The following is a 19,174-nucleotide window of genomic DNA, read 5'->3' on the forward strand; positions in this document are numbered from 1 at the left end:
GGGCGCGTCCGTCCCTGGACGGGGTGCCGCGGCGAGGGATGCGGTGACCCCCGCGTCCATCACTGCAGCACCTCGGCGACCTCGCGGAGCTCCAGGCGGCGGCCGGTGTAGAACGGGACCTCTTCGCGCACATGACGACGCGCGTCGGTGTAGCGCAGGTCGCGCATCATGTCGACGAGGTCGGTGAGGTCCTCGGACTCGAGCGGAAGGATCCATTCGTAGTCGCCGAGCGCGAAACTCGCGACGGTGTTGGCCGTCACCCCGGTGAAGGCCGCACCCTGACGCCCGTGCTCGGCGAGCATGCGGCGACGCTCCTCCTCGGGAAGGAGGTACCACTCGTAGCTGCGCACGAACGGGTACACGCACAGCCACGTCTTGGGTGCGATGCCGCGCAGGAAACCCGGCACGTGGGAGCGGTTGAACTCCGCGTCGCGGTGGACGCCCATCGCGTTCCAGACCGGCAGGAGATGCCGCAGGAGCTCGGTGCGGCGCAGACGCCGAAGGTCGCGCTGCAGATCGTCGGCGTTCGCGCCGTACAGCCAGACCATGAGGTCGGCGTCGGCGCGAAGGCCGCTGACGTCGTAGAACCCGCGTACCGTGACGCCGCCGTCCTCGATCAGCCGGACGATGTCGGCGAGTTCGGTCTCGTCGGATTCGCCGACTGCCCGGGCGGGGTCTCTGCGGAACACCGCCCACAGCGTGTAAGCGGTCGAGGTCATCTCTGCGTCGGAAGCCATGAATACAGTCTCCCCCGCCACGTCGGGCGCGGCTCGCACGCCGTCCTCGGACGACGTGGATTCGTGGATGAACTCGGATTCAGCGCGTGTACGCGCGCACGAGGGCCCAGACGATCGTGCCGACCGCTGCGGCACCGGCGACGACGATCGCGGCCGTGGCCGTGGGGTTCTTGCGGGAGAAGTCGCGGGCCTGGCCGATGCGCAGGTCGGCGACGTCGGCGACGCGCTGCGGCACGTTCGCCTTGACCTCGATCGCGGCCAGCGCCGCCTTCAGCTCGGCACGCGCCTGCTCGACGGGATCTGCGATCCCCAGCGCGACGGCCGTGCGCGGCACGGGCACCGGGGCGTTAGACGAGCTCATTGCGCACCTCTCTGATGTCTTCGCTGATCGATTCGACCGGGTTCTTGTCCTTGCCCACCTTGCGGAACCGCAGAAGGCCGAGCAGGGCGAGCACCGCCACGACGAGGATCATGACGCCGAAGACCACGACCGCCGACAGCCACACCGGCCACCACGATGAGAGCCCGGCGATGATGAACGCCAGCAGCACCGGGATCGACCAGAACAGCACGAACAAGGCGCCGACGAACCACCCGGCACCGATCCCGGCGTCCTTCGCGGTGCGCTTGAGCCACCCTTTCGCCCCGTCGATCTCGGCGACGATCAGGTTGCGGACCAGCTCGGGGATCTCCCCGACCAGGGTCAGCAGGCTGTCGTCGGCGCGATCGCGGAATCCACGAGGCGTCGTCATGTCACTTCCCGTTTCGCCCGGCGGCGTCGGCGATGTCGTCGATGGCGTGGTCCGCGGCATCCTTCACCGCTCCTGCCGACGTGTCGGCGGCCTTCGAGACGCGGTTGACCGAGCTCTTGCCCGTGCGGATCGCCGCATCGAGCTTCTCACCGGCTGTGTCCTTGCCCTTGACGGCGTTGGTCACCTTGACGGCGCTGTCCCAGATCGTGCTCGGGAGGGCCATGACGCTCGACTTCGCGAAGTCCGTCGCCTTGCCGACCTGCTTCTGGACGGGCTCGAGGTTCCAGACCTTCTCCGCCTGGGTCTTGATCTGCTCGTACCGCTCACGACCGGCCCGGGTGCCGAGCACGTAGCCCACACCGATACCGACGACGAGTCCTAGTTTGCCCCTCATGGGGTCTCCTCACGCTGGATGACACTGCTGGTCTGCTCCCCAGGGTAGCCCTGTATGCCGAATCGGGCATCCGCGCTTGACAACCGGGGTGGCAGCGGTCAGTCCTCCGCCGGGACGGCGCCGAACAGCGCTCCGCGGCGCACGCGCTCCGCCTCGCGGACGGCGTCGGGCACGACCTGCGCCAGTCCCGTCCCGGCGAGCCACGCCCCGGTGGCGGCAAGCCCCGGCACCCCGTGGATCGCGGACCGGGCGGCGGCGCTGCGTGCGGCACGTCCGATCACCGACGCCGGCTGCGACTGCGTGTACCGCTCGCGGTGCGCACCGCGCAGCTGCGCCCTGGTGAGGGGGACACCCAGCAGAGCGGATGCCTCGGCCAGCGCGAGAGCCGCGGCATCCGCGTCGTCCATCCCCGAGGTCGCGGGCCGCTCCCCCTGCGTGCCGAAGGAGACGCGCACGATGTGCGCGCCGTGCGCCGCCTCGGCCACCCATGCCCACTTCGCCGTGGAGTGCGTCAGCGCCTTCGCCCGGAACGAGCCGGGCACCGTGAGCACGCCGGTGCCGCGGGGCCGTGCGTCCAGCGCCGGGGCGTCGAGCACGAGCGTGATCAGCTCGATCACCGGGGCGTCGGTGGGTTCGTCGGCTCCGGTCCCGCCGGGCTCGAGCCCGGGCACGAGCGGAGCCAGGAGGTCGCGCGCCACGCGCTCCGGTGCGGCGACCACGACCGCCGTCGCGGTGAGGACGCGGTCGCCCGGCCCTGCGGCTCCGGACTCATCGGCCGGGCCGGACGCGTCGGCCACGTCGGCGGCGGCCGTCCTGACCGTGATCGCCCACCCGCCGTCCGCGCGCGTGATCGCCGAGACCGGGCTGCGGGTCTCGACACGTCCGCCGAGTTCTTCGATGCGCGCGCGGATCGCGGCGGGAAGCCTCGCCATCCCCCCCGCGATGCCCTCGACGGCGCCACCCGGCGCCTTCGCGGCATCCGGGCCGGTGATCACCGCGGGCTGCGCGGCATCGGTCGCCGGCGACACACGGGCTGCCGTGAGCTGGGCGACCGCGCCAGAGAGCGAGCCGGTGCGGGTGAGGGCCGCGCTCAGACCCGGGGCCGCGAGGTCGACGTCGATCTCGTCGGGACGCGACGAGTACACCCCGGCGGTGACGGGGGCCACGAGACGATCGACGACCCGGACGCCCATGCGGGAGCGCACCAGCGCACCCAGACTCTGCTCGCGACCGATCGTCAGGGGCGGTCGCAGACGGTCGACGTAGGCGCGCCACGCGCCGCTCCACCCGATCACGCGACGGACGTCCGGCGCGAACGGATTCTCGGGGATGCCGAGCACACCCCCGGCCGGCAGCGGCGCGGCGCCCACTCCCGGCACACCCGCGACCCAGGCCCGCCCGGCGTTCGGAGCGACGACGGCGTCGGCCATGCCGAGCTCCCCGACCAATGCGCGGACCGTTCCGCCACGGGTGGCGTAGCTCTCGGCGCCGGCGTCGACCAGGATGCCGGCGACCTCAGCCGTGCGCAGCACCCCCCCGACGCGATCAGATGCTTCGAGTACGGTCACCGGAATTCCGACCTTCGCGCACTCCATCGCAACGACGAGGCCCGCCATTCCGCCCCCGACCACGACGACGTGGCTGTCGCGCGCCTGGGCGGCGAGGTCGCTGATCGACCGGGGCTGAGGCGAAGCCCCCGCCGCGCTTTCGGACGTCACGCCACGTCCTCCCCGTGCGCGAGCGCCACGATGCGCGTCAGCACCTCGGGGTCGGTCTCAGGGGGGACCCCGTGGCCGAGGTTGAGGATGTGCGCCCGCGCCGCCCGCCCGCGCTCGATGACGTCGGTCACGTGCGCGGCGAGGACCGGCCACGGCGCCTGCAGCAGAGCAGGATCGATGTTGCCCTGCACGGTCGTGTCGGGGCCGAGGACGGCCGCTGCCTCATCGAGCGGCAGTCGCCAGTCGACGCCGACCGCGTCGGCCAAGCCGTCCAGGCGCATGTCGTCGAGGATCGGACCCGTGCCGATGCCGAAATGGATGCGCGGCACCGTGAGTTCGCTCGACCCGTCGCCGGTGCGTGCGCCGAGCGCCTGCCGGGAGTGCGGCGCGACGAATTCGCGGTAGTCGGCGGGCGAGAGCGACCCAGCCCAGGAATCGAAGAGCTGCACCGCGGATGCTCCGCCCGTCACCTGCGCGTCGAGGAAGACCTCGGCGACCTCGGCCAGCCACGTCGCGAGCAGATGCCAGGACGCCGGATCGGCGTGCATCATCGCTCGGGCGCGGAGGTGCTCCTTGGACGGTCCACCCTCGATGAGGTAGGCCGCGAGGGTGAACGGCGCACCCGCGAAGCCGATGATCGGGGTGTCGCCGAGTTCGGCGGCGACGATGCCGACGGCCTCGCGGATCGGCCCGGACGCGTCGGTGATCGCCGCCGGAGGCGTGCGGATGAGTCGCTTCACGTCGGAGGCCGTGCGGATCGGATCGGCGAACACGGGTCCGCGGCCGGGCTCGATCTCGACCGCGACGCCCGCCAGCTTCAGCGGCACGACGATGTCGCTGAAGAACACCGCGGCGTCGACGTGGTGGCGGCGCACGGGCTGGAGCGTGATCTCGGCCGCAAGCGCGGGGTCCAGGCACGCGTCCAGCATGCGCGTGCCGACGCGCAGCTCGCGGTACTCCGGGAGCGATCGTCCGGCCTGCCTCATGAACCAGACGGGAGGTCGGTCCTGACGCTCGCCGCGCAGCGCGCGGATCAACGGGGAATCGGCGGGACCAGGCATCCGTCCATTCTCCCACCCGCCGCGGCGAACAATCACGACGTGAAGCGACCTCGGGCGGGGCCGCGCCGCAGCGGGATATCCTTGCACAGTGCTGATCTGCGTCACGGCGAGTCACAAGACCGCCTCCTTCGAGCTTCTCGAACGGCTCAGCACCCGCACCGCTTCGATCGCCCCGCTCATCTCCGCGCACGACGACTGCGTGCAGGGTGCCGTCGTCGTGGCGACGTGCAACCGGTTCGAGGCCTACGTCGAGATGGACGAGCCGGTCACCGCTGCGGGCGCGGTCGGCGTCGAGGCGACCCTGCTCGCGATCACGTCGGCCACGGGAGTGAGCGCCACCGACCTCGACGGGTCGTACGAGGTGATCGAGGGTGGCGCGGTGGCCGAGCACCTGTTCGCCGTGGCATCCGGTCTCGAGTCCGTCGTCGTGGGCGAGGGCGAGATCGCCGGTCAAGTTCGCCGGGCGCTGCTCGAGGCCCGCGCCCAGGGCACGACGTCCCGCGAGCTCGAGCGACTGTTCCAGCGCGCCTCCGAGACGCAGCGCGGCGTGAAGAACTCCACGGCGCTCACCCGGGCGGGGCGGTCGCTCGTGCGGCTCGCGCTCGACCTGGCCGACAGCCGCATCACCGACTGGTCGACGCTGAGGGTGCTTCTCGTCGGCACCGGTTCTTACGCCGCCGCCACCGTGGCGGCGCTCCGCGACCACGGCGCCGCCGACATCTCGGTGGCCTCCCCCTCCGGCCGCGAGGCGGCCTTCGCCGCCCGCCACGGACTGCGCCCGGTGGCCGCTGCCGACTACGCCGACGCTGCTTCGCTCGCCGACCTCGTGATCACGTGCACCAGTGTCGAACGGCCCGTGCTCTCGGCCGCGGTCCTCCAGGCCGGCGGCGCACCCGACCCCCCGCTCGCGATCGCCGGAGCCACGCGCGCCGGCCGCCGTCTGGTGATCGACCTCGGACTGCCCCGCAACGTCGACCCCGACGTCGCCGGCCTCCCCGACACAGACCTGCTCGACCTCGAGACGATCCGACTCCACGCGCCCGTCGAGGAGCTACAGGCGACGGATGACGCGCGTCGCGTCGTGGCCGACGCCGCCGCGCGCTTCGCCGTGACCGGCGAGCGGCGCAGCGTCGCCCCCGCGGTGGTGGCCCTGCGCGCTCACGTGTCCACGGTGCTCGAAGCCGAGATCGCCCGCGCCCGCGGGCGGGGCGACGACGGCAGCGTGGAGCAGGCGCTCCGCCATCTCGCGGGCGTGCTCATGCACACCCCGACGGTCCGTGCGCATCAGCTGGCCGAAGAGGGACGCGGCGATGACGTGTTCGCGGCGATCTCGGCGCTGTTCGGGCTCGATGTCGACGCTGACGCCGCGCGTGCGGCGGCGGCTGTCGTGGACCAGCGCGCCGTCTGACCCGGGGCCGGCCGTCGGCCTGCCGTGTCGACGCCGAAGTGCGACGATGGAGCTATGAGCCTGCACATCACCGGCGACGAAGCGGCCGACGAACTGCTCACCGAGGATCCTCTGGCGCTTCTGATCGGCATGCTGCTGGATCAGCAGGTGGCGATGGAGACGGCATTCGCCGGACCTCTGAAGATCCGCGAGCGGGTGGGCGCGATCGACGCCGCCACCCTCGCCGGCTACGATCCCGACGCGCTCTCGACGGTGTTCTCCGAGACGCCGGCGGTGCACCGGTATCCCTCGTCGATGGCCGGGCGCGTCCAGGCGCTGAGCGCCGCGATCGAGAAGGACTGGGGGTCGGATGCCGCGGCCCTGTGGACCTCGGGCGACCCCACCGGCGCGGAGGTGCGCAAGCGTCTCATGGCACTCCCCGGGTTCGGGGAGCAGAAGGCGAAGATCTTCCTCGCGCTTCTCGGCAAGCAGTGCGGATTCACCGGCGAGGGGTGGCGTGAGGCATCCGCCCCCTACGGCGAAGAAGGATCCTTCCGATCCGTCGCCGACATCGTTTCGCCGGATTCGCTGCTCAAGGTGCGCGAGCACAAGCAGGCGATGAAGGCGGCCGCCAAGGCCTCGAAGGCCTAGCTCGGGACCGCGACGCCGTCAGCTCCGCCTGAGCACGCTCTCGAGGTCGGGCACGCTCAGCCCGAACGCGGCGAAGAGGTGCGCGATCCAGGCGATCAGCATGAGGGCGAACGGGAACGCGACCCCCGCGAACGAGCCGAGAATCAGCGCCAGCACGCCGTAGCAGAGCAGCGCGGACACCACGAGCACCAGCGCGATCCACACGCTCGCGCGTCTCTTGCCGAAGCGCCAGACCGGCCGCCGGATGCTCGGATCGGTGAGGGGACCGAGCGTCGTCAGCAGCACGGCCACGTACGCGGCGAGACCGGCACCGCCGCCGAGCCGGGCGGCGGCGGACTGGCCGAGCGCCTCGCCGAAGAAGCCGAGGAACACGATCGCGACCCCGATCGACGTGAGCAGCAGGAACCCCACCGCACGACGGATCAGCAGATAGAGCGAGAACTGCGCGATGACCGGCGGGAGCACGGCGGTCGGGCTCTGGCGCAGGATCGCGAGCGCCGAGGCGAGGGCGTCCGCGCGTTTGCCCGAACCGAACTCGGTCTCGGTGAGCAGCTGCTGGATGCGCGGGTTCGTGGGATCCAGCGCCGCTGCTTCGGTCGCCACGGCGTACGCGCGCGGCTGGCCGCCCGGCGTGGCCGCGAACACACGGGCGAGCCCGACGAGCGCCCCGGCGCGCTCCCCCGGGTCGGCCCCGGCCAGCTGCACGGCCGCTTCGGCCTGCACCCGCGCGTTCTCGTAGTCGCGGGTGTCGGCGAGCGCGCTGGCCAGCGCCACCCGCATCTGCCAGATCTGCGGCTCGAGGTTCACCGCCTCGGTGGCGGCCGCGAGCGCCTCGGGTGCCCGCTCGGGGCCGCGAACACCGACCACGCGGGCGAAGGCGACGAGGCCGTACGCGCGGTGCTCGGGGATCGCGCAGGCCAGGCGCGCCATCTCCTCCGCCCCCGCGAGGTCGCCCGAGAACGTCGCGACCTGCGACAGCATGATCAGCGCATCGCCGTCGTTCGGATCCTGCCGGAGCGCGGCGTTCAGCTCGTCGCGCGCACGATCGAGCTGTCGGGCGGCGATGTACGCCTCCGCCCGCTCGTGCGCCGCGCTGTCGACCACGTCAGATCCGGTGCTTCTTCAGATACGTGCGCAGCTGCGAGAAGGTGCCGTCGTCGACCCCGTACTCCAGCACGGGCTTGATCTGCTCGAACCACGATCGCGTCGAGGGGACGATCCGGGATGCCGCGGCCTCGAGGTCGTACGTGCGGATCATGCGCGGCACCCCCGACTGCAGGGATTCCATGAACGCCTGCTCGATGGCCGTCTCGACGACGTACGACAGATCGGCGCCGGAGAACTCCTCGGTCCGCTGCGCGATGCTCGCGGCGTCGATGGCTGCCGCGGGCTTGTCGCGCAGGCCCGTCTGCACGATCGCTTCGCGCGCGGGCGCGTCCGGCGGAAGGATGAGCACGGTGCGATCGAGCCGCCCGGGGCGGCGGAGCGCCGTGTCGATGTCCCAGGGGCGATTCGTGGCCGCCAGCACGTAGACGCCGTCGTTCGAGGCATCCACACCGTCGAACTCCTCGAGGAGCTGGCTCGTGATCATCCGCAGACCCTGCGCGAAGGAATTGCCCGACGTCCGCCGACCGCCGATCGCGTCGAACTCGTCGAAGAAGATGACGCACGGCCGCGCGGCCCGAGCCGTCGCGAAGAGCTGCTGGATCGCCTTCTCGGCCTGCCCGCGGTACTCGCCCATGATGTCGGCGAGAGTCGCGTGCACGAAGCTCGCGCCGAGCTCACCGGCGATCGCGCGGGCGATGAACGTCTTACCGCAGCCGGGCGGGCCGTACATGAGCAGGCTGCCGCGAGGCTGCTTGCCGAACATGCGCGCGAGCTCGGGATTGCGCATCGGGGCGAGGAACGACGCATCGAGATGCTGCTTCACTTCGGCCATTCCGGCGACGTCCGCGAGCCGGATCGTCGGCCGTTCGACGTCCCAGACCGGCTGCTCCTCCGCGCCGGGAACCGCACCGCCGATGCGGGCGCGCGGATCCTCGGCGGCCGACGGACCGCCGAGCGCGGGCGGGCCGGCGGCCGCGGGCGCGCCGGACGGGGCTTCGGGCGTGGACGACGGCGGCGGAGCCGTGGGAGGCGCGGGGGCGGCGGGCGGGGCATCCGGCGTCGGGACCGCCCCTCCCCCCGCGTCCGCCCCGGGTGAGGCGTTCCGGCGCCGCAGCAGAGCCGCCGCGGCGCGCGCCCGCAGCACCATGACCGTCTGCTGATTGGCGCCGTAATGACTGAGCGTCTCGATCTCGACGGCCGCGACCTCGGGCTGAGACTCGAGGAGCAGCTCGACCAGATCCACGCGCAGCCCGAGGTTCTGCGGATCGGCGGTGACGGCCTCGCGGATGATCGAGACGAAATCGGGGCCGTCGTCCTCGGGGAGCTGGTCGGACATTCGTACCTCCGGGGTCAGTGCGGGATCGGCGCGGCGTAGGCGAGCTGAGCGGCGACGAGGCCGCGCTCACGACTGACGACCTGAGCCCGACCCGGCACCGACGGCACGGGCTTGACCCGCCCGATCAGCGCGCCCTCCTCGGGGTTGCCCCCCAGCAGGATGCCGGTCACGCCCAGGTCGGTGAACCGCTGGATGATCGGGTCGTAGGCGGCACGGCTCGCGCCGCCGGTGCGGCGGGTGAGGATGACGTGCAGCCCCAGGTCGGCGGCCTGCGCCAGCAGCGGCTGGATCACCGCGAGCGGATTGCCCTGGCTGGTGGCGACGAGGTCGTAGTCGTCGACGATGATGAACCCCTCGGCGCCCTTCCACCAACTGCGCTGCCGCAGCTGCTCGGGCGTGACGTCGGGACCGGGGATGCGTCCGGAGAAGAAGGCCGCCAGCTCGGCCAGCCCGTTCGTGGCGGGTTCGTGCGACGTGAGATAGGCCCCCAGGTAGTCGCTCGGGATCTCTCCGAGCAACGACCGGCGGTAGTCGACCACGAAGATCTTCGCTTCGGTCGGGGTGTAGAGCCGTGTGATCTCCTGCACGATCCCGCGCAGGAACGACGACTTGCCCATGCCCGCATCGCCGTACAGGAACAGGTGCGGCTCCTGTCGCGGATGGATGCCGAACGGCGCCAGCTGAGCCTCGTCCACTCCGAGGAGAAGGCGGTCGGATGCCGCGTCCCCGGCCGCTGCCCGCAGGTCTTCGAGCGGCAGCAGCTCGGGCAGCAGGCGCAGCTTGGGTCCTGCAGGCCCCTGCCACGCCTCGCTCACGCGGGCGATCATGGAGTCGACTCCGTCGACGAGACCCGCGGCGTCGCCCGTCCCGTCGATGCGCGGAAGCGCGGAGAGCATCTGCAGACGCTTCGGGCTGAGGCCGCGGCCCGGCGCGTTCGCGGCGACGTTGACGGCCTGCTTGCGGTCGATCTCGGAGTCGCTCGGATCGCCGAGCCGCAGCTCGAGGCGGGTCTGCACGAGGTCCTTCAGGCTCGCCCGGATCTCGAGCCAGCGGTTCGCGGTGATCACGACGTGCACGCCGAAGCTCAGGCCGCGCGCGGCGATCGTCTGCACCCGCGTCTCCAGCGCCTCGTACTCGGCCCGGAGCGTCGCCCAGCCGTCCACGACCAGGAACACGTCGCCGTAGCCGTCGTCGACGAGGCCCTGCGCGCGACGAGCGCGGTACGTGTCGATCGAGTCCACGCCGTTCTGGCGGAAGTACTGCTCGCGGGCGTCCAGGACGGACTCGACCTCGGCGACGGTGCGTCGCACGGACTCGGCTTCGGTGCGCATCGCGATACCGGACAGGTGCGGGTGCTTCTGCATGCCGATGAAGCTGCCGCCGCCGAAGTCGAGCACGAAGAACTGCAGCTCGCGCGGCGTGCCCGTCAGCGCCAGGGCCGACACCAGCGTGCGCGCCATCGTCGACTTGCCGCTCAGCGGTCCGCCCACGATCGCGACGTGTCCTGCCGCACCGCCGAGCGACACGGTGAGCCGCTCGCGTCGCTGCTCGAGTGGGACGTCGACGATGCCGAGCGGCACGGTGAGGGCGCCCGCCGCCCGCCACCCGGGCGAGACCAGCCCCAGCTGTGGGTCGACGACCAGGTCGGGCATGAGCTGATCGAGGGTCGCGGGGTCGGACAGCGGCGGCAGCCACACCTGGTGCGCGGCGGGCCCGCGGCCCATCATCCGCTCGACGGCGATCTCGAAGGTCGAGCGCTCCTCGGCGGCTTCGGAGGGAGCGGCGGTCTCGGGCTCCGCGGCCTCTTCGCGCTCGACGAGCTGCTGACGGGCGGCCGTGAACAGCTCGACGTCCGCGGCCTGGCCGCGCGCGGCATCCGTCGTCCTGCCGACCGCGCGGCGACGGGTCTTGGGCGGACCCGAGACGTACGCGGCCCGGAATTGCGTGAGGTTCTCGGTGTCGGCCTTGAGGAACCCGACACCCGGCTGCTGCGGCAAGGTGTAGGCGTCCGGGACGCCGAGGACGGTGCGCGATTCGGCGGCCGAGAAGGTCCGCAAGCCGACGCGGTACGACAGATAGGTGTCGAGTCCGCGGAGCTTGCCCTCTTCGAGTCGCTGCGAGGCGAGCAGGAGGTGCACCTGGAGCGACCGGCCGACACGGCCTATGTTGACGAAGCTCTCGACGAACTCGGGCTTGGCGGCCAGAAGCTCGGAGAACTCGTCGGCGACGATCAAGAGCGCCGGGAGCGGTTCGAGATCGTCGCGGCCGTTCTTGCGGGCCTTCTCGTAGTCCGACACGTTCGCGAAGTTGCCGGCCGAGCGCAGCAGTTCCTGTCGGCGCACGACTTCGCCCTGCAGGGCGTCCTGGAAGCGGTCGACGAGCGCGATCTCGCTGCCGAGGTTCGTGATGATGGCCGAGACGTGCGGCATTCCCGCCATGCCGGCGAACGTGGCGCCGCCCTTGAAGTCGACGAGGACGAAGTTGAGCTGTTCGGGCGAGTGAGTGAGGGCGAGGGCCAGCACCAGGGTCCGCAGCACCTCGGACTTACCCGACCCGGTCGCGCCGATCATGACGCCGTGCGGGCCCATGCCCTGCTGCGCGGCCTCCTTCAGGTCGAGCACGATCGGCGCACCGGTCGTGTCCTGGCCGATCGGAACGCGCAGGCGGTCTCGTTCGAGACGCCCTGCCCACGACTGGTCGAAGTCGATCTCGCGCACGTCGGGCAGGCCGAGCAGGTCGACCAGCTCCATCTGGGTCTGCGACGCCGAGCCGCTCGTGGTGCCCGCGACCGTCGTGACGGAATGCAGGGGCAGGAGGCGCCGAGCGGTCGCCTCGGCCTCGGCGAGGGAGATCTGATCGGGGACGAACGACTCGGACGCCCGGCTGAGGTCGATGAGCTCGGCGATCTCGGCGCCGCCGCCGACGCCGGAGGGCAGGGCGATGCGCAGCGTCTCACGGTCAGCCAGTTCGCCCCACCGTTCGGGCAGCTCGATGACCGTGACGCCCATCATGCCGTCGCCGCCCACGATCGGGTCGCCCATGGGCAGACGCACGCCGTCGACGACGAGCACGATGTGCGGAGCCGCCTCACCGCCGCGACCGAAGCGGGACCGTTCCCGCAGCCCCGCGGGCAGCAGGTCTTCGAGGTCGCCGAGCGACGAGCCGATGAGGCGCGCCGCGCCCAGGCGGTCCTGCGCCCGGGTGGACTGCGTGTGCGGAAGCCACTTCGCCCACTCCCACTGGGGCAGCTGCGCCTCGCCCGCGAGGATCGCGATCTGCACGCTCTCGGGATCGTGCATCGTCGCAGCGCCCGCCACCATCGCACGGGCGAGCGAGCGGACGGATGCCTCGTCTGAGCCGGTGATCTCGATCCGGGCGTAGTCGTTCAGGCGGATCCCCACCGGCAGCGCCGGCTGGATCTCGTGCGTGAGCATGAAGCGGTGCGCAGCGGAGGCGGCCACCGGGTCGAGCTGGGCGAGCGGCGGCAGCTCGGGCGCCTCGAGTGTCACGCAGAGCGGCTGGTCGGCGAGCCCGACGCGGGTCAGGAGGAAGTTCTCGTCGGTCGCAGAGCGTTCCCAGACCCGGGTGCGCTCTTCGGCGATGAACGGCAGCGCCGCCGGCGCGGGATTGATCCAGTTGTCGTGTCGACGCTGCTGACGGGCAGCGACGCGCACCGTCTCGCGCAGCTCGGAGAGATAGGCGAGGTACTCGCGCCGGTTGCCGAGCACCGCGGAGGTGCGCTGCGCGCGCTGCCGCCAGCCGTTGACGGCGACGAAGCCCAGCGAGGACAGCAGGAACATGCCGCCGGTGATGAAGCCCGTGGGCCCCGCGTTCGTGAAGGAGATCATCACGATCGACCCGATGCTGCCGAGCATCGGCAGCAGCGACGTGAGCATGCCGCCCGAGCCGTCGTTGGGCACGAGCTCCGGTGGCGGCTGCACCATGATCTTGCCGCTCGGCATGCGCGGCGGCGCGAGGCGCGGACCCTGACTCACGAGGCTCCGATCAGCCGGTTGACGGTGAAGACGCGGTTGCCCAGTCGCACCCGCACACCGTCTTCGACGAGCGTACGCACTCCCGACGCGAGTGGCGTGATCCGCCCCTCCTCATCCAGGAGGTCGGTGCCGTTGGTCGACCCGGCGTCCGTCACCCATGTGCCCGAGCGCGAGTGCTCCAGGCGGAGGTGGGTCTTGGAGACCGTGGAGTCGGGGTCGCGCACCGGGATGAGCAGATCCGACGGCTCGGATGCCGCGGGGTTGCGCCCCAGATTCGCCGCGACCGGGATCGGCAGCTGCTCGCGCTGCCCGGTGTCGAACACCAGGAGCAGCAGCCCGTCGTGCGCGCTCGGCTCGAGGGCATCCTCGTTCGGGACGGCGGACGACCGACGCCGCCGCGGCCCGGGGGCGTCCGCCTCGCCGTCGAGCGGGACCGCGGCCGAACGGCGCGGGCCCGGGGCGCCTGTGACCGAGCCGCCGGCGCGATCGACGCGCGGCGGGGTCGAGCGACGCTGCGGCTCGCCGAGCGACAGCGGAGGCGGAGGCGGAGTGAGCGGGGGCGGGGTGAGCGGAGGCGGGGTCGGCGCTGCGTCAGGAGCCGCGGGACGAGAGGAGCGCCGAGGTCCCGGCGCAGGCTGCGCCGCAGCAGGATCGGCGGGCGCAGGACGCCCGGTGCCGATGTCGGTGCCGGTAGCGGGCGCGGTGAGTGCTTCGGGCGGAAGCGGCGGCACCGCGGGGACGTCGAGGGGAGGGATGCCGGGGGCCTCGGTGGGTGGTGCCTCGGCTGCACGCGCGAGAACGGCGTCCTGATGCGTCGGCTCCGGAGCCTCGGCGTCGGACACGGCGGCGGGCTCGCGGCCACCGGGCCCGAGGGCGGACGCCGTCGCCCGGCCGGTGATCGAGTCGGCCGCGCGGCCGAACCCGACACCGGCCGCCACGACGTCGGGTGACGGCGCCGGGACCGGGATCGAGACCTGGGGCGGAGCGATCGACGGAGCGCCGTGCGTGGCGTCCTCAGCGGGCGATGCCCGCCGCGAGGCGACGCGCACGCGCCGGGGCAGGCCGGGCACGCGCGGCGGTAGGGCCACCACCACCGTCCCCGCCGCCCGGTCGGCCCAGGAACGACGGAGCCCGCTGCGGTCCCAGGCGGCGGATGCCTCGACCGCCCAGGCTCCGGCGAGGAGCACCAGCGCCCCGGCCGCAGTGACGGCTCCGCGGACGAATGCGCGGTCCACACCCGGTGAGAACGGCTCCTCGATGCGCGAGACGCGCAGGCGCAGCAGCAGCTTGCCGAGACCGAGGCCGGTGCGCGCCTGCAGAACCCAGAGCCCGATCAGCAGTTCTGCCGCCACGACCACCGCCAAGGCTGCGGATCCCGTCAGGAGACCGACGGCGAGGACGACGACCGACACCGCCAGCACGTCGATGGTGAGAGCGAGAAGCCGCGACCCGGCGCCGGCGGGGGCTCCGGAGAAGGCGGCGCCCAGCGGCGAAGCGTTCCACGGGGTGGTGGTGTCCGCCGCCGACCCGCCGCGCGGCGCGAGGGAGGGCGCCCCCGGAGCAGTGGCCGACGGGGGTGCGAGCAACGGCGGCGGAGCGCCGAGCACACCGTGCGGCGCGACGACCAGACGGGCGCTCTGCGCATCCTGCGGTACGCCGCAGAACAGGCAGCGGGGCGTGCCCGCGGGGATCTCCTGGCCGCAATTGCAGCAGGTCGTCGAGCCCGGTGCCGCCGGTGTCGATGGTGCCGGACTCATGCCCCCATCATCCCACGCAGGAGGTCGATGACATCGGCGGCGAGCAGGCCCGCGGGCAACGCGAGCACGACCGCCAGCCATTCCAGGACGTCGCCGAACCGCGACCAGGCGAGCGAGCGGGCACCGCGACCGACCGGCACGACGAGGAACGCCAACGCCAGGCCGGCGACCAGCAGCCCGCCGGCGGCGACGGTCAGCCAGAGCGGACCGGCCGCACGTATCGCCGCGGCGAGTGCCACGACGATCACGACGAGAGCAGCCAGCCGCGGCATCCAGCGCAGGATCGGCGCGGAGGACCGTCGCGCACCGAGGAGCAGCGCCAGTGCGGCGCAGCAGATCAGCGCGATGCGGCCCGCGAAGACGAGCGGGTCTGCGGCGGTGACGTCGGGCACGGCGAACGGCGCGCTGGCGGCCGCGACGGCGCTGAGCAGGGCCGTCCCGACGAGCAGGCGCGAGGAGGAGCGTCCGACGAGATCGCGGGCCGCGTTCGAGGCGATCGGCCCGCCCTCGGCGGGCACGTGCTGACGCACGGCCCAGCGCGACGTCTGGAAGCGGCCGAAGTCGATGAACATCCCGGGTGGGACATCGAGCAGTGTCGACGGAAGCGCCCGGAGGGCGACGGGGACCGCCCCCAGAGCGACGGCCGCCGGAGCGCTCGCGGGAACGGCCATCGCCACGGCGAGCGCCCACACCGCGACGAGCCCGAGCAGGATGACGGTGGTGGTGCCGAGTTCGGCGCGCATGACACCGGTGCGCGCGAGCAGACCGAGGAGTGCTGCCAGCACGGCCGCCGCGCAGAGCCCGGCCAGGACGGCGAGTGTCGCGGTGCTCGCGGGTAACGGCGGAACCGAGACGACACCGGCCGCGAAGGCGAGCGTGAGAGGACCGGATGCCGCCGCCGCTCCGAGCGGACGATCGGTGCGCGCCCGCAGCACCCAGACCGCGGCGCTCGCCACCGCTCCGGCGGCGGCCGCGACGGCCAGCACGACCCGCGTCCCCTCGCCGATCGAGGTCGGAAGAGCGAGCGCGATGCTCGCCAAGAGCAGTCCGAAGGCGCCGAGCATCCACCAGACCGACGCCGCGGCATCCGTCTGAACCGTTCGCGTCCGCTCAGCGTCGGTGACCGGGGGCGGCTCGGTGAGGTCGACGAGGGCCAGGACGGCGCCGTCGGCCAGGTCCTGTGCGCGCACGTCGGCGCGCACCTCATGGCCGCTGCGTTCGAGGAGCACCCGGTGTCCGGGTTCGAGTTCGATCCCGAAACCGGAGAGCGCTTCGGCGATCAGCACGTCGGGCGCGAGGGCCAGTTCGTAGCGGCTCCCGCCGTCGAGAACGGCGATGCGCCGCCGCTCCGCGATCTCGGCTGCCACCATGACCCCATCCTTCCACGGGCCCTGCCGCGGTCACGGTCAGAGCACTGCGTACCCGTCAGTGCGTGCGGACGCGCGTCGGCGAGACGAGCTCGGGACCGGTGGGCTCGACGAAGCGGACGCTCACCCGGCCTTCGACGTCGACATCCGGGAGCGCGTACGTCATGATGACGCGGTCGCGATTGACCCGGCCGCCGTCGGGAGTGATCGTGATGCGTGCGGGACGCAGAGCCTCCAGGAAGTCGTCCTCCGGTCCGTCTTCGTCGCCCGTGGCCTTCCTCCAGGCGGTGAACAACTGCGCGGCCGAGGTGTCGTCGCGACGTATGCCGCGTGCGATCGTCTGGCGAGCCAGCCCATCGACGAAGTCGAGGCGGTCCAGCACCATGTCGATGTCGCGGACGACCGACTCGTCGAACCGCGCCGGGTAGTCGATCTCCACGCGCACATCGATCTGCGCTCCGAGCGCCCTGACGACCGCCTCGACAGCCCCGCCGCCGAGCCCTCCGTCGAGCACGATCGGTCCCAGATGGCGGCTCTCCATCACGTCACACCCCCAGCTCGGAGCTGAGGGCCTCGTCGGCGCGCAGTGTCTCGACGGTGTGGCGCGCCGCCGCGTCTGCGCTGAAGTAGTCCTCCACGACGGCGTCGAAGAGCGCATGACCGCGCACGTACTCACCCGCCGTCAACTCGAGGCAGCGTGCGGTGACCTCGTAGAGATCGGTGGCGGCGTCGTGTGTGCCGGCGGAGCCGAGGCCGACGTCGGCGCCGCGGGGAGTCGGATTCGCCGTCGGCGGGGCGCCCAGCGTCGTGGACGCGGTCGCGAGCGCCGTCTCGACCCGCCCCATGTTCGTGGAGACGATCGAGGTGTCGGACCGGTCCATCGTCATCGTGTCATCGAGCGGGTAGTCCCCCATCGCGAAGGCGTCGAGGTTGTAGCTCGCCAGGTCGCCCCTCATCGTGCTGCTCGCGCCGTTCAACATCGTCACCAGTGCGTCCTCCTGATCTGTCAGGGTCTCATCGAGCGTCTCGAGCGCACTCGTGAGCGACTCGAGGATCTCGAGGTACGATCCGCCGCTGACCGCCGTCTCGGCGGTGATCGCGGCGACGGCGCTGCTGGCCAGCGTGGCGATGCTTCCCAGGGCGGCAACCGCCGCAACCGTGCCGGCGCCCGCGGTGACGACGCCCGAGACCGCACCGGCGACGGCGGCGACGACCGTCAGCGCGAGCGTGCCGTTCGCGGCGGAGGCATCCTCCGCCTGCTTCGCCCACGCCGCCCGTGCGGCGTCGCAGATGGTCGCGACGTCCGTGCGCGCCGCCGGCCACATCGCCTGCTCGCCGGCGTAATTCGCCTCGAGGATGATGCAGGCGTCCCCGAGGCCGTGGGCGACCTTCGAGAACTGCGTGTAGTACTTGTCCAGAAACGGTGCGCGGAAGCTTCCGCGCAGATTGTTCACGACGACCTCGTGCACCGTGTCGTTCGCGGTGGCGATCTCGCCGCCGCCCTGCACCGTCGGGCTCGTCGCCGATCCGCCCAGCAGGGCCGTCGTCGCATTCGCCGCACCGCGCGGCGCCCCGCACAGGGAGCCGTCCGGCAGGTCGAGCCACGATGAGACCCGCGAGTCGATCACGGCCCGGATCTCGGCGAACTCCTCGGCCACCGAGTCCTCCACGCCGTTGCCGTCGCCTCCGCCGGAACCGTCCTCCGCGGGGCGGTCGTAGAAGTTGAGCATCCAGCCCCATTTGGCGTAGAGCTGGTCGTCGCCCCAGTTCGGGTAGAAGCCCTGGTCGGCCATCCAGCAGTCGATCGCGGCGCGCTTCATCTGCCCGACGATGCCCGACAGGTCTGCGTAGTCAGCCATGAACGTGCTTCTCCCCCTGGGACGCGGTCATCGCGTCCCTGTATCCGTGACGTGCGAGCGCGATCCTCAGCGGGGCCGCGCTCGGTGATGCAAGGTCGCATCGAGGTGCTGCTGTGCGAGCGAACGCACGCCGACCAGCACCAGCCCGGCGATCAGCGCCCCCGCGCCGATCAGCAGCAGGAGCGCGCCGATGCTCGCCTGGGTGGGGGCGTTCTCGAAGAACGAGCGGCTCGAGGTGCCGAGCAGCGTCAAGCCCCCGAGCAGCAGCAGGAGCACCGAAAGCACGAAGAACACGACCGCGACACCCGGCAGGCGCAACCGCTCCGTCGATGCGGGAGAACTCCGGGGGGCGCGGGAATCGGTCATGACAGCAATCCTGAAGGCGACATTCGAATGGCTTCCTTCCCGTCAGACCGCGGTGAAGCGACCCGCCGAGTTCTTGTCCTGGGTGACGTACTCCTCGGCCATGCGGTCTGTTGCGTCCGCGACCCGAGCGAGCAGGGTCTTCATCTCGTCGAAGGTGCGTGACCACGAGCGCTGCGCCTGGTCGTAGGCCTGTTGAGCTCCGCCGTCCCACTGCGCGCGTAAGCGGCCGACCTCCTGCTCGAGGCCGGCGAGAACGCCGGCGATGTGCGCGCTCTCGGACCGCAGCTCGGCGGCACCGGCGTGCAGCGACTCGGGAGTGACCTTGAGGTCCGACATGTCAGCTCGCCCCCATCATCGAACCGAGCCCGCCGATCGTGGCCCGGTGCTCGTCTTCCGTCGCTGCCTGGTCGCGCTCCGTTCCGCGCAGAGCGTCCTCCAGATGCACCAGGATGCGGTTGAGTCGGCCGGCGTCTTCGCGCCAGGTCGTGAGCATGTGGGCGTACGACGTCGCGGCGTCGCCCTCCCACGCGGCCGAGAGCTCCTCGAGCTGCGTGCGCACCCGCCCGAGGCTGGCGGTGATGTCGCCGTGCGCGCCGATGACGGCCTCGGCTCCGCGCCGCAGCGCACCCTCGGTGGCGGAGATCTTCTCGATCATGACTGCTCCCTCTCGATCACGGTCGATCGGTT

At 72.1% G+C, this 19,174-nt stretch carries 18 protein-coding genes; 2 read left to right on the forward strand and 16 right to left on the reverse strand.

Features of this window, described 5'->3' with window-relative positions; translation table 11 throughout:
• Window positions 1-59: 59 nt before the first annotated feature.
• From hemQ to hemE, 6 genes are all read right to left on the reverse strand, one after another.
• The gene (gene hemQ, locus ACFXOO_RS11555; protein ID WP_378853132.1) at window positions 60-737 is read right to left on the reverse strand and encodes a hydrogen peroxide-dependent heme synthase; all 678 of its coding nucleotides are present in this window, start codon (window positions 735-737) and stop codon (window positions 60-62) included.
• Between the two features lie 79 nt (window positions 738-816).
• Window positions 817-1,098 carry a hypothetical protein gene (locus tag ACFXOO_RS11560; RefSeq protein WP_378843265.1) on the reverse strand — a complete coding sequence of 94 codons (282 nt, stop codon included), beginning with the start codon at window positions 1,096-1,098 and terminating at the stop codon, window positions 817-819.
• A complete protein-coding gene (locus ACFXOO_RS11565; RefSeq protein ID WP_378843263.1) occupies window positions 1,085-1,489 on the reverse strand; it encodes a phage holin family protein in 405 nt (134 codons plus the stop codon). The genes ACFXOO_RS11560 and ACFXOO_RS11565 overlap by 14 nt, the downstream gene beginning before the upstream one ends.
• 1 nt (window position 1,490) lies before the next feature.
• Complete coding sequence (locus ACFXOO_RS11570) at window positions 1,491-1,883, reverse strand: hypothetical protein (RefSeq protein WP_378843261.1); 393 nt, start codon at window positions 1,881-1,883, stop codon at window positions 1,491-1,493.
• Window positions 1,884-1,981: 98 nt separating this feature from the next.
• Window positions 1,982-3,601: a protoporphyrinogen oxidase gene (gene hemG, locus ACFXOO_RS11575; protein ID WP_394563655.1), complete on the reverse strand. Its 1,620-nt coding sequence runs from the start codon at window positions 3,599-3,601 to the stop codon at window positions 1,982-1,984.
• Window positions 3,598-4,662: a uroporphyrinogen decarboxylase gene (hemE, locus tag ACFXOO_RS11580; RefSeq protein ID WP_394563656.1), complete on the reverse strand. Its 1,065-nt coding sequence runs from the start codon at window positions 4,660-4,662 to the stop codon at window positions 3,598-3,600. The genes hemG and hemE overlap by 4 nt, the downstream gene beginning before the upstream one ends.
• An 88-nt stretch (window positions 4,663-4,750) precedes the next feature.
• Here hemE and ACFXOO_RS11585 point away from each other — a divergent pair, with 88 nt between their 5' ends.
• Window positions 4,751-6,070: a glutamyl-tRNA reductase gene (locus ACFXOO_RS11585; RefSeq protein WP_394563658.1), complete on the forward strand. Its 1,320-nt coding sequence runs from the start codon at window positions 4,751-4,753 to the stop codon at window positions 6,068-6,070.
• A gap of 54 nt (window positions 6,071-6,124) precedes the next feature.
• Window positions 6,125-6,700: an HhH-GPD-type base excision DNA repair protein gene (locus ACFXOO_RS11590; protein WP_378853126.1), complete on the forward strand. Its 576-nt coding sequence runs from the start codon at window positions 6,125-6,127 to the stop codon at window positions 6,698-6,700.
• An 18-nt stretch (window positions 6,701-6,718) separates the two neighbouring features.
• On the opposite strand, the gene ACFXOO_RS11595 is transcribed toward ACFXOO_RS11590, so the two are convergent.
• The 10 genes from ACFXOO_RS11595 to ACFXOO_RS11640 form a co-directional block, all read right to left on the reverse strand.
• Entirely contained in the window at window positions 6,719-7,804 is a 1,086-nt protein-coding gene (locus ACFXOO_RS11595) for a tetratricopeptide repeat protein (protein WP_394563660.1), read from the reverse strand.
• Window position 7,805: 1 nt separating this feature from the next.
• Window positions 7,806-9,143 carry an ATP-binding protein gene (locus ACFXOO_RS11600; protein WP_394563661.1) on the reverse strand — a complete coding sequence of 446 codons (1,338 nt, stop codon included), beginning with the start codon at window positions 9,141-9,143 and terminating at the stop codon, window positions 7,806-7,808.
• A gap of 14 nt (window positions 9,144-9,157) precedes the next feature.
• Window positions 9,158-13,138, reverse strand: coding sequence for a type VII secretion protein EccCa (gene eccCa, locus ACFXOO_RS11605; RefSeq protein ID WP_394563663.1), 3,981 nt, complete (start codon window positions 13,136-13,138; stop codon window positions 9,158-9,160).
• Window positions 13,135-14,895: an RDD family protein gene (locus ACFXOO_RS11610; protein WP_394563666.1), complete on the reverse strand. Its 1,761-nt coding sequence runs from the start codon at window positions 14,893-14,895 to the stop codon at window positions 13,135-13,137. Before ACFXOO_RS11610 ends, eccCa begins: the two co-directional genes overlap by 4 nt.
• Window positions 14,892-16,265 carry a hypothetical protein gene (locus ACFXOO_RS11615; protein WP_394563668.1) on the reverse strand — a complete coding sequence of 458 codons (1,374 nt, stop codon included), beginning with the start codon at window positions 16,263-16,265 and terminating at the stop codon, window positions 14,892-14,894. Before ACFXOO_RS11615 ends, ACFXOO_RS11610 begins: the two co-directional genes overlap by 4 nt.
• Before the next feature lie 55 nt (window positions 16,266-16,320).
• Window positions 16,321-16,806 (reverse strand): hypothetical protein, encoded by a 486-nt coding sequence (locus tag ACFXOO_RS11620; protein WP_394563669.1) that lies wholly within the window; start codon window positions 16,804-16,806, stop codon window positions 16,321-16,323.
• Between the two features lies 1 nt (window position 16,807).
• Window positions 16,808-18,121 carry a hypothetical protein gene (locus ACFXOO_RS11625; protein WP_394563670.1) on the reverse strand — a complete coding sequence of 438 codons (1,314 nt, stop codon included), beginning with the start codon at window positions 18,119-18,121 and terminating at the stop codon, window positions 16,808-16,810.
• Window positions 18,122-18,187: 66 nt separating this feature from the next.
• Complete coding sequence (locus ACFXOO_RS11630; protein ID WP_378843237.1) at window positions 18,188-18,487, reverse strand: hypothetical protein; 300 nt, start codon at window positions 18,485-18,487, stop codon at window positions 18,188-18,190.
• A gap of 42 nt (window positions 18,488-18,529) precedes the next feature.
• Complete coding sequence (locus ACFXOO_RS11635; protein WP_378843235.1) at window positions 18,530-18,823, reverse strand: WXG100 family type VII secretion target; 294 nt, start codon at window positions 18,821-18,823, stop codon at window positions 18,530-18,532.
• Window position 18,824: 1 nt separating this feature from the next.
• Window positions 18,825-19,142 (reverse strand): WXG100 family type VII secretion target, encoded by a 318-nt coding sequence (locus ACFXOO_RS11640; RefSeq protein ID WP_394563671.1) that lies wholly within the window; start codon window positions 19,140-19,142, stop codon window positions 18,825-18,827.
• Window positions 19,143-19,174: the final 32 nt, after the last annotated feature.

It is taken from the genome of Microbacterium sp. P03 (genome assembly GCF_043556235.1).
Lineage (GTDB): Bacteria > Actinomycetota > Actinomycetes > Actinomycetales > Microbacteriaceae > Microbacterium.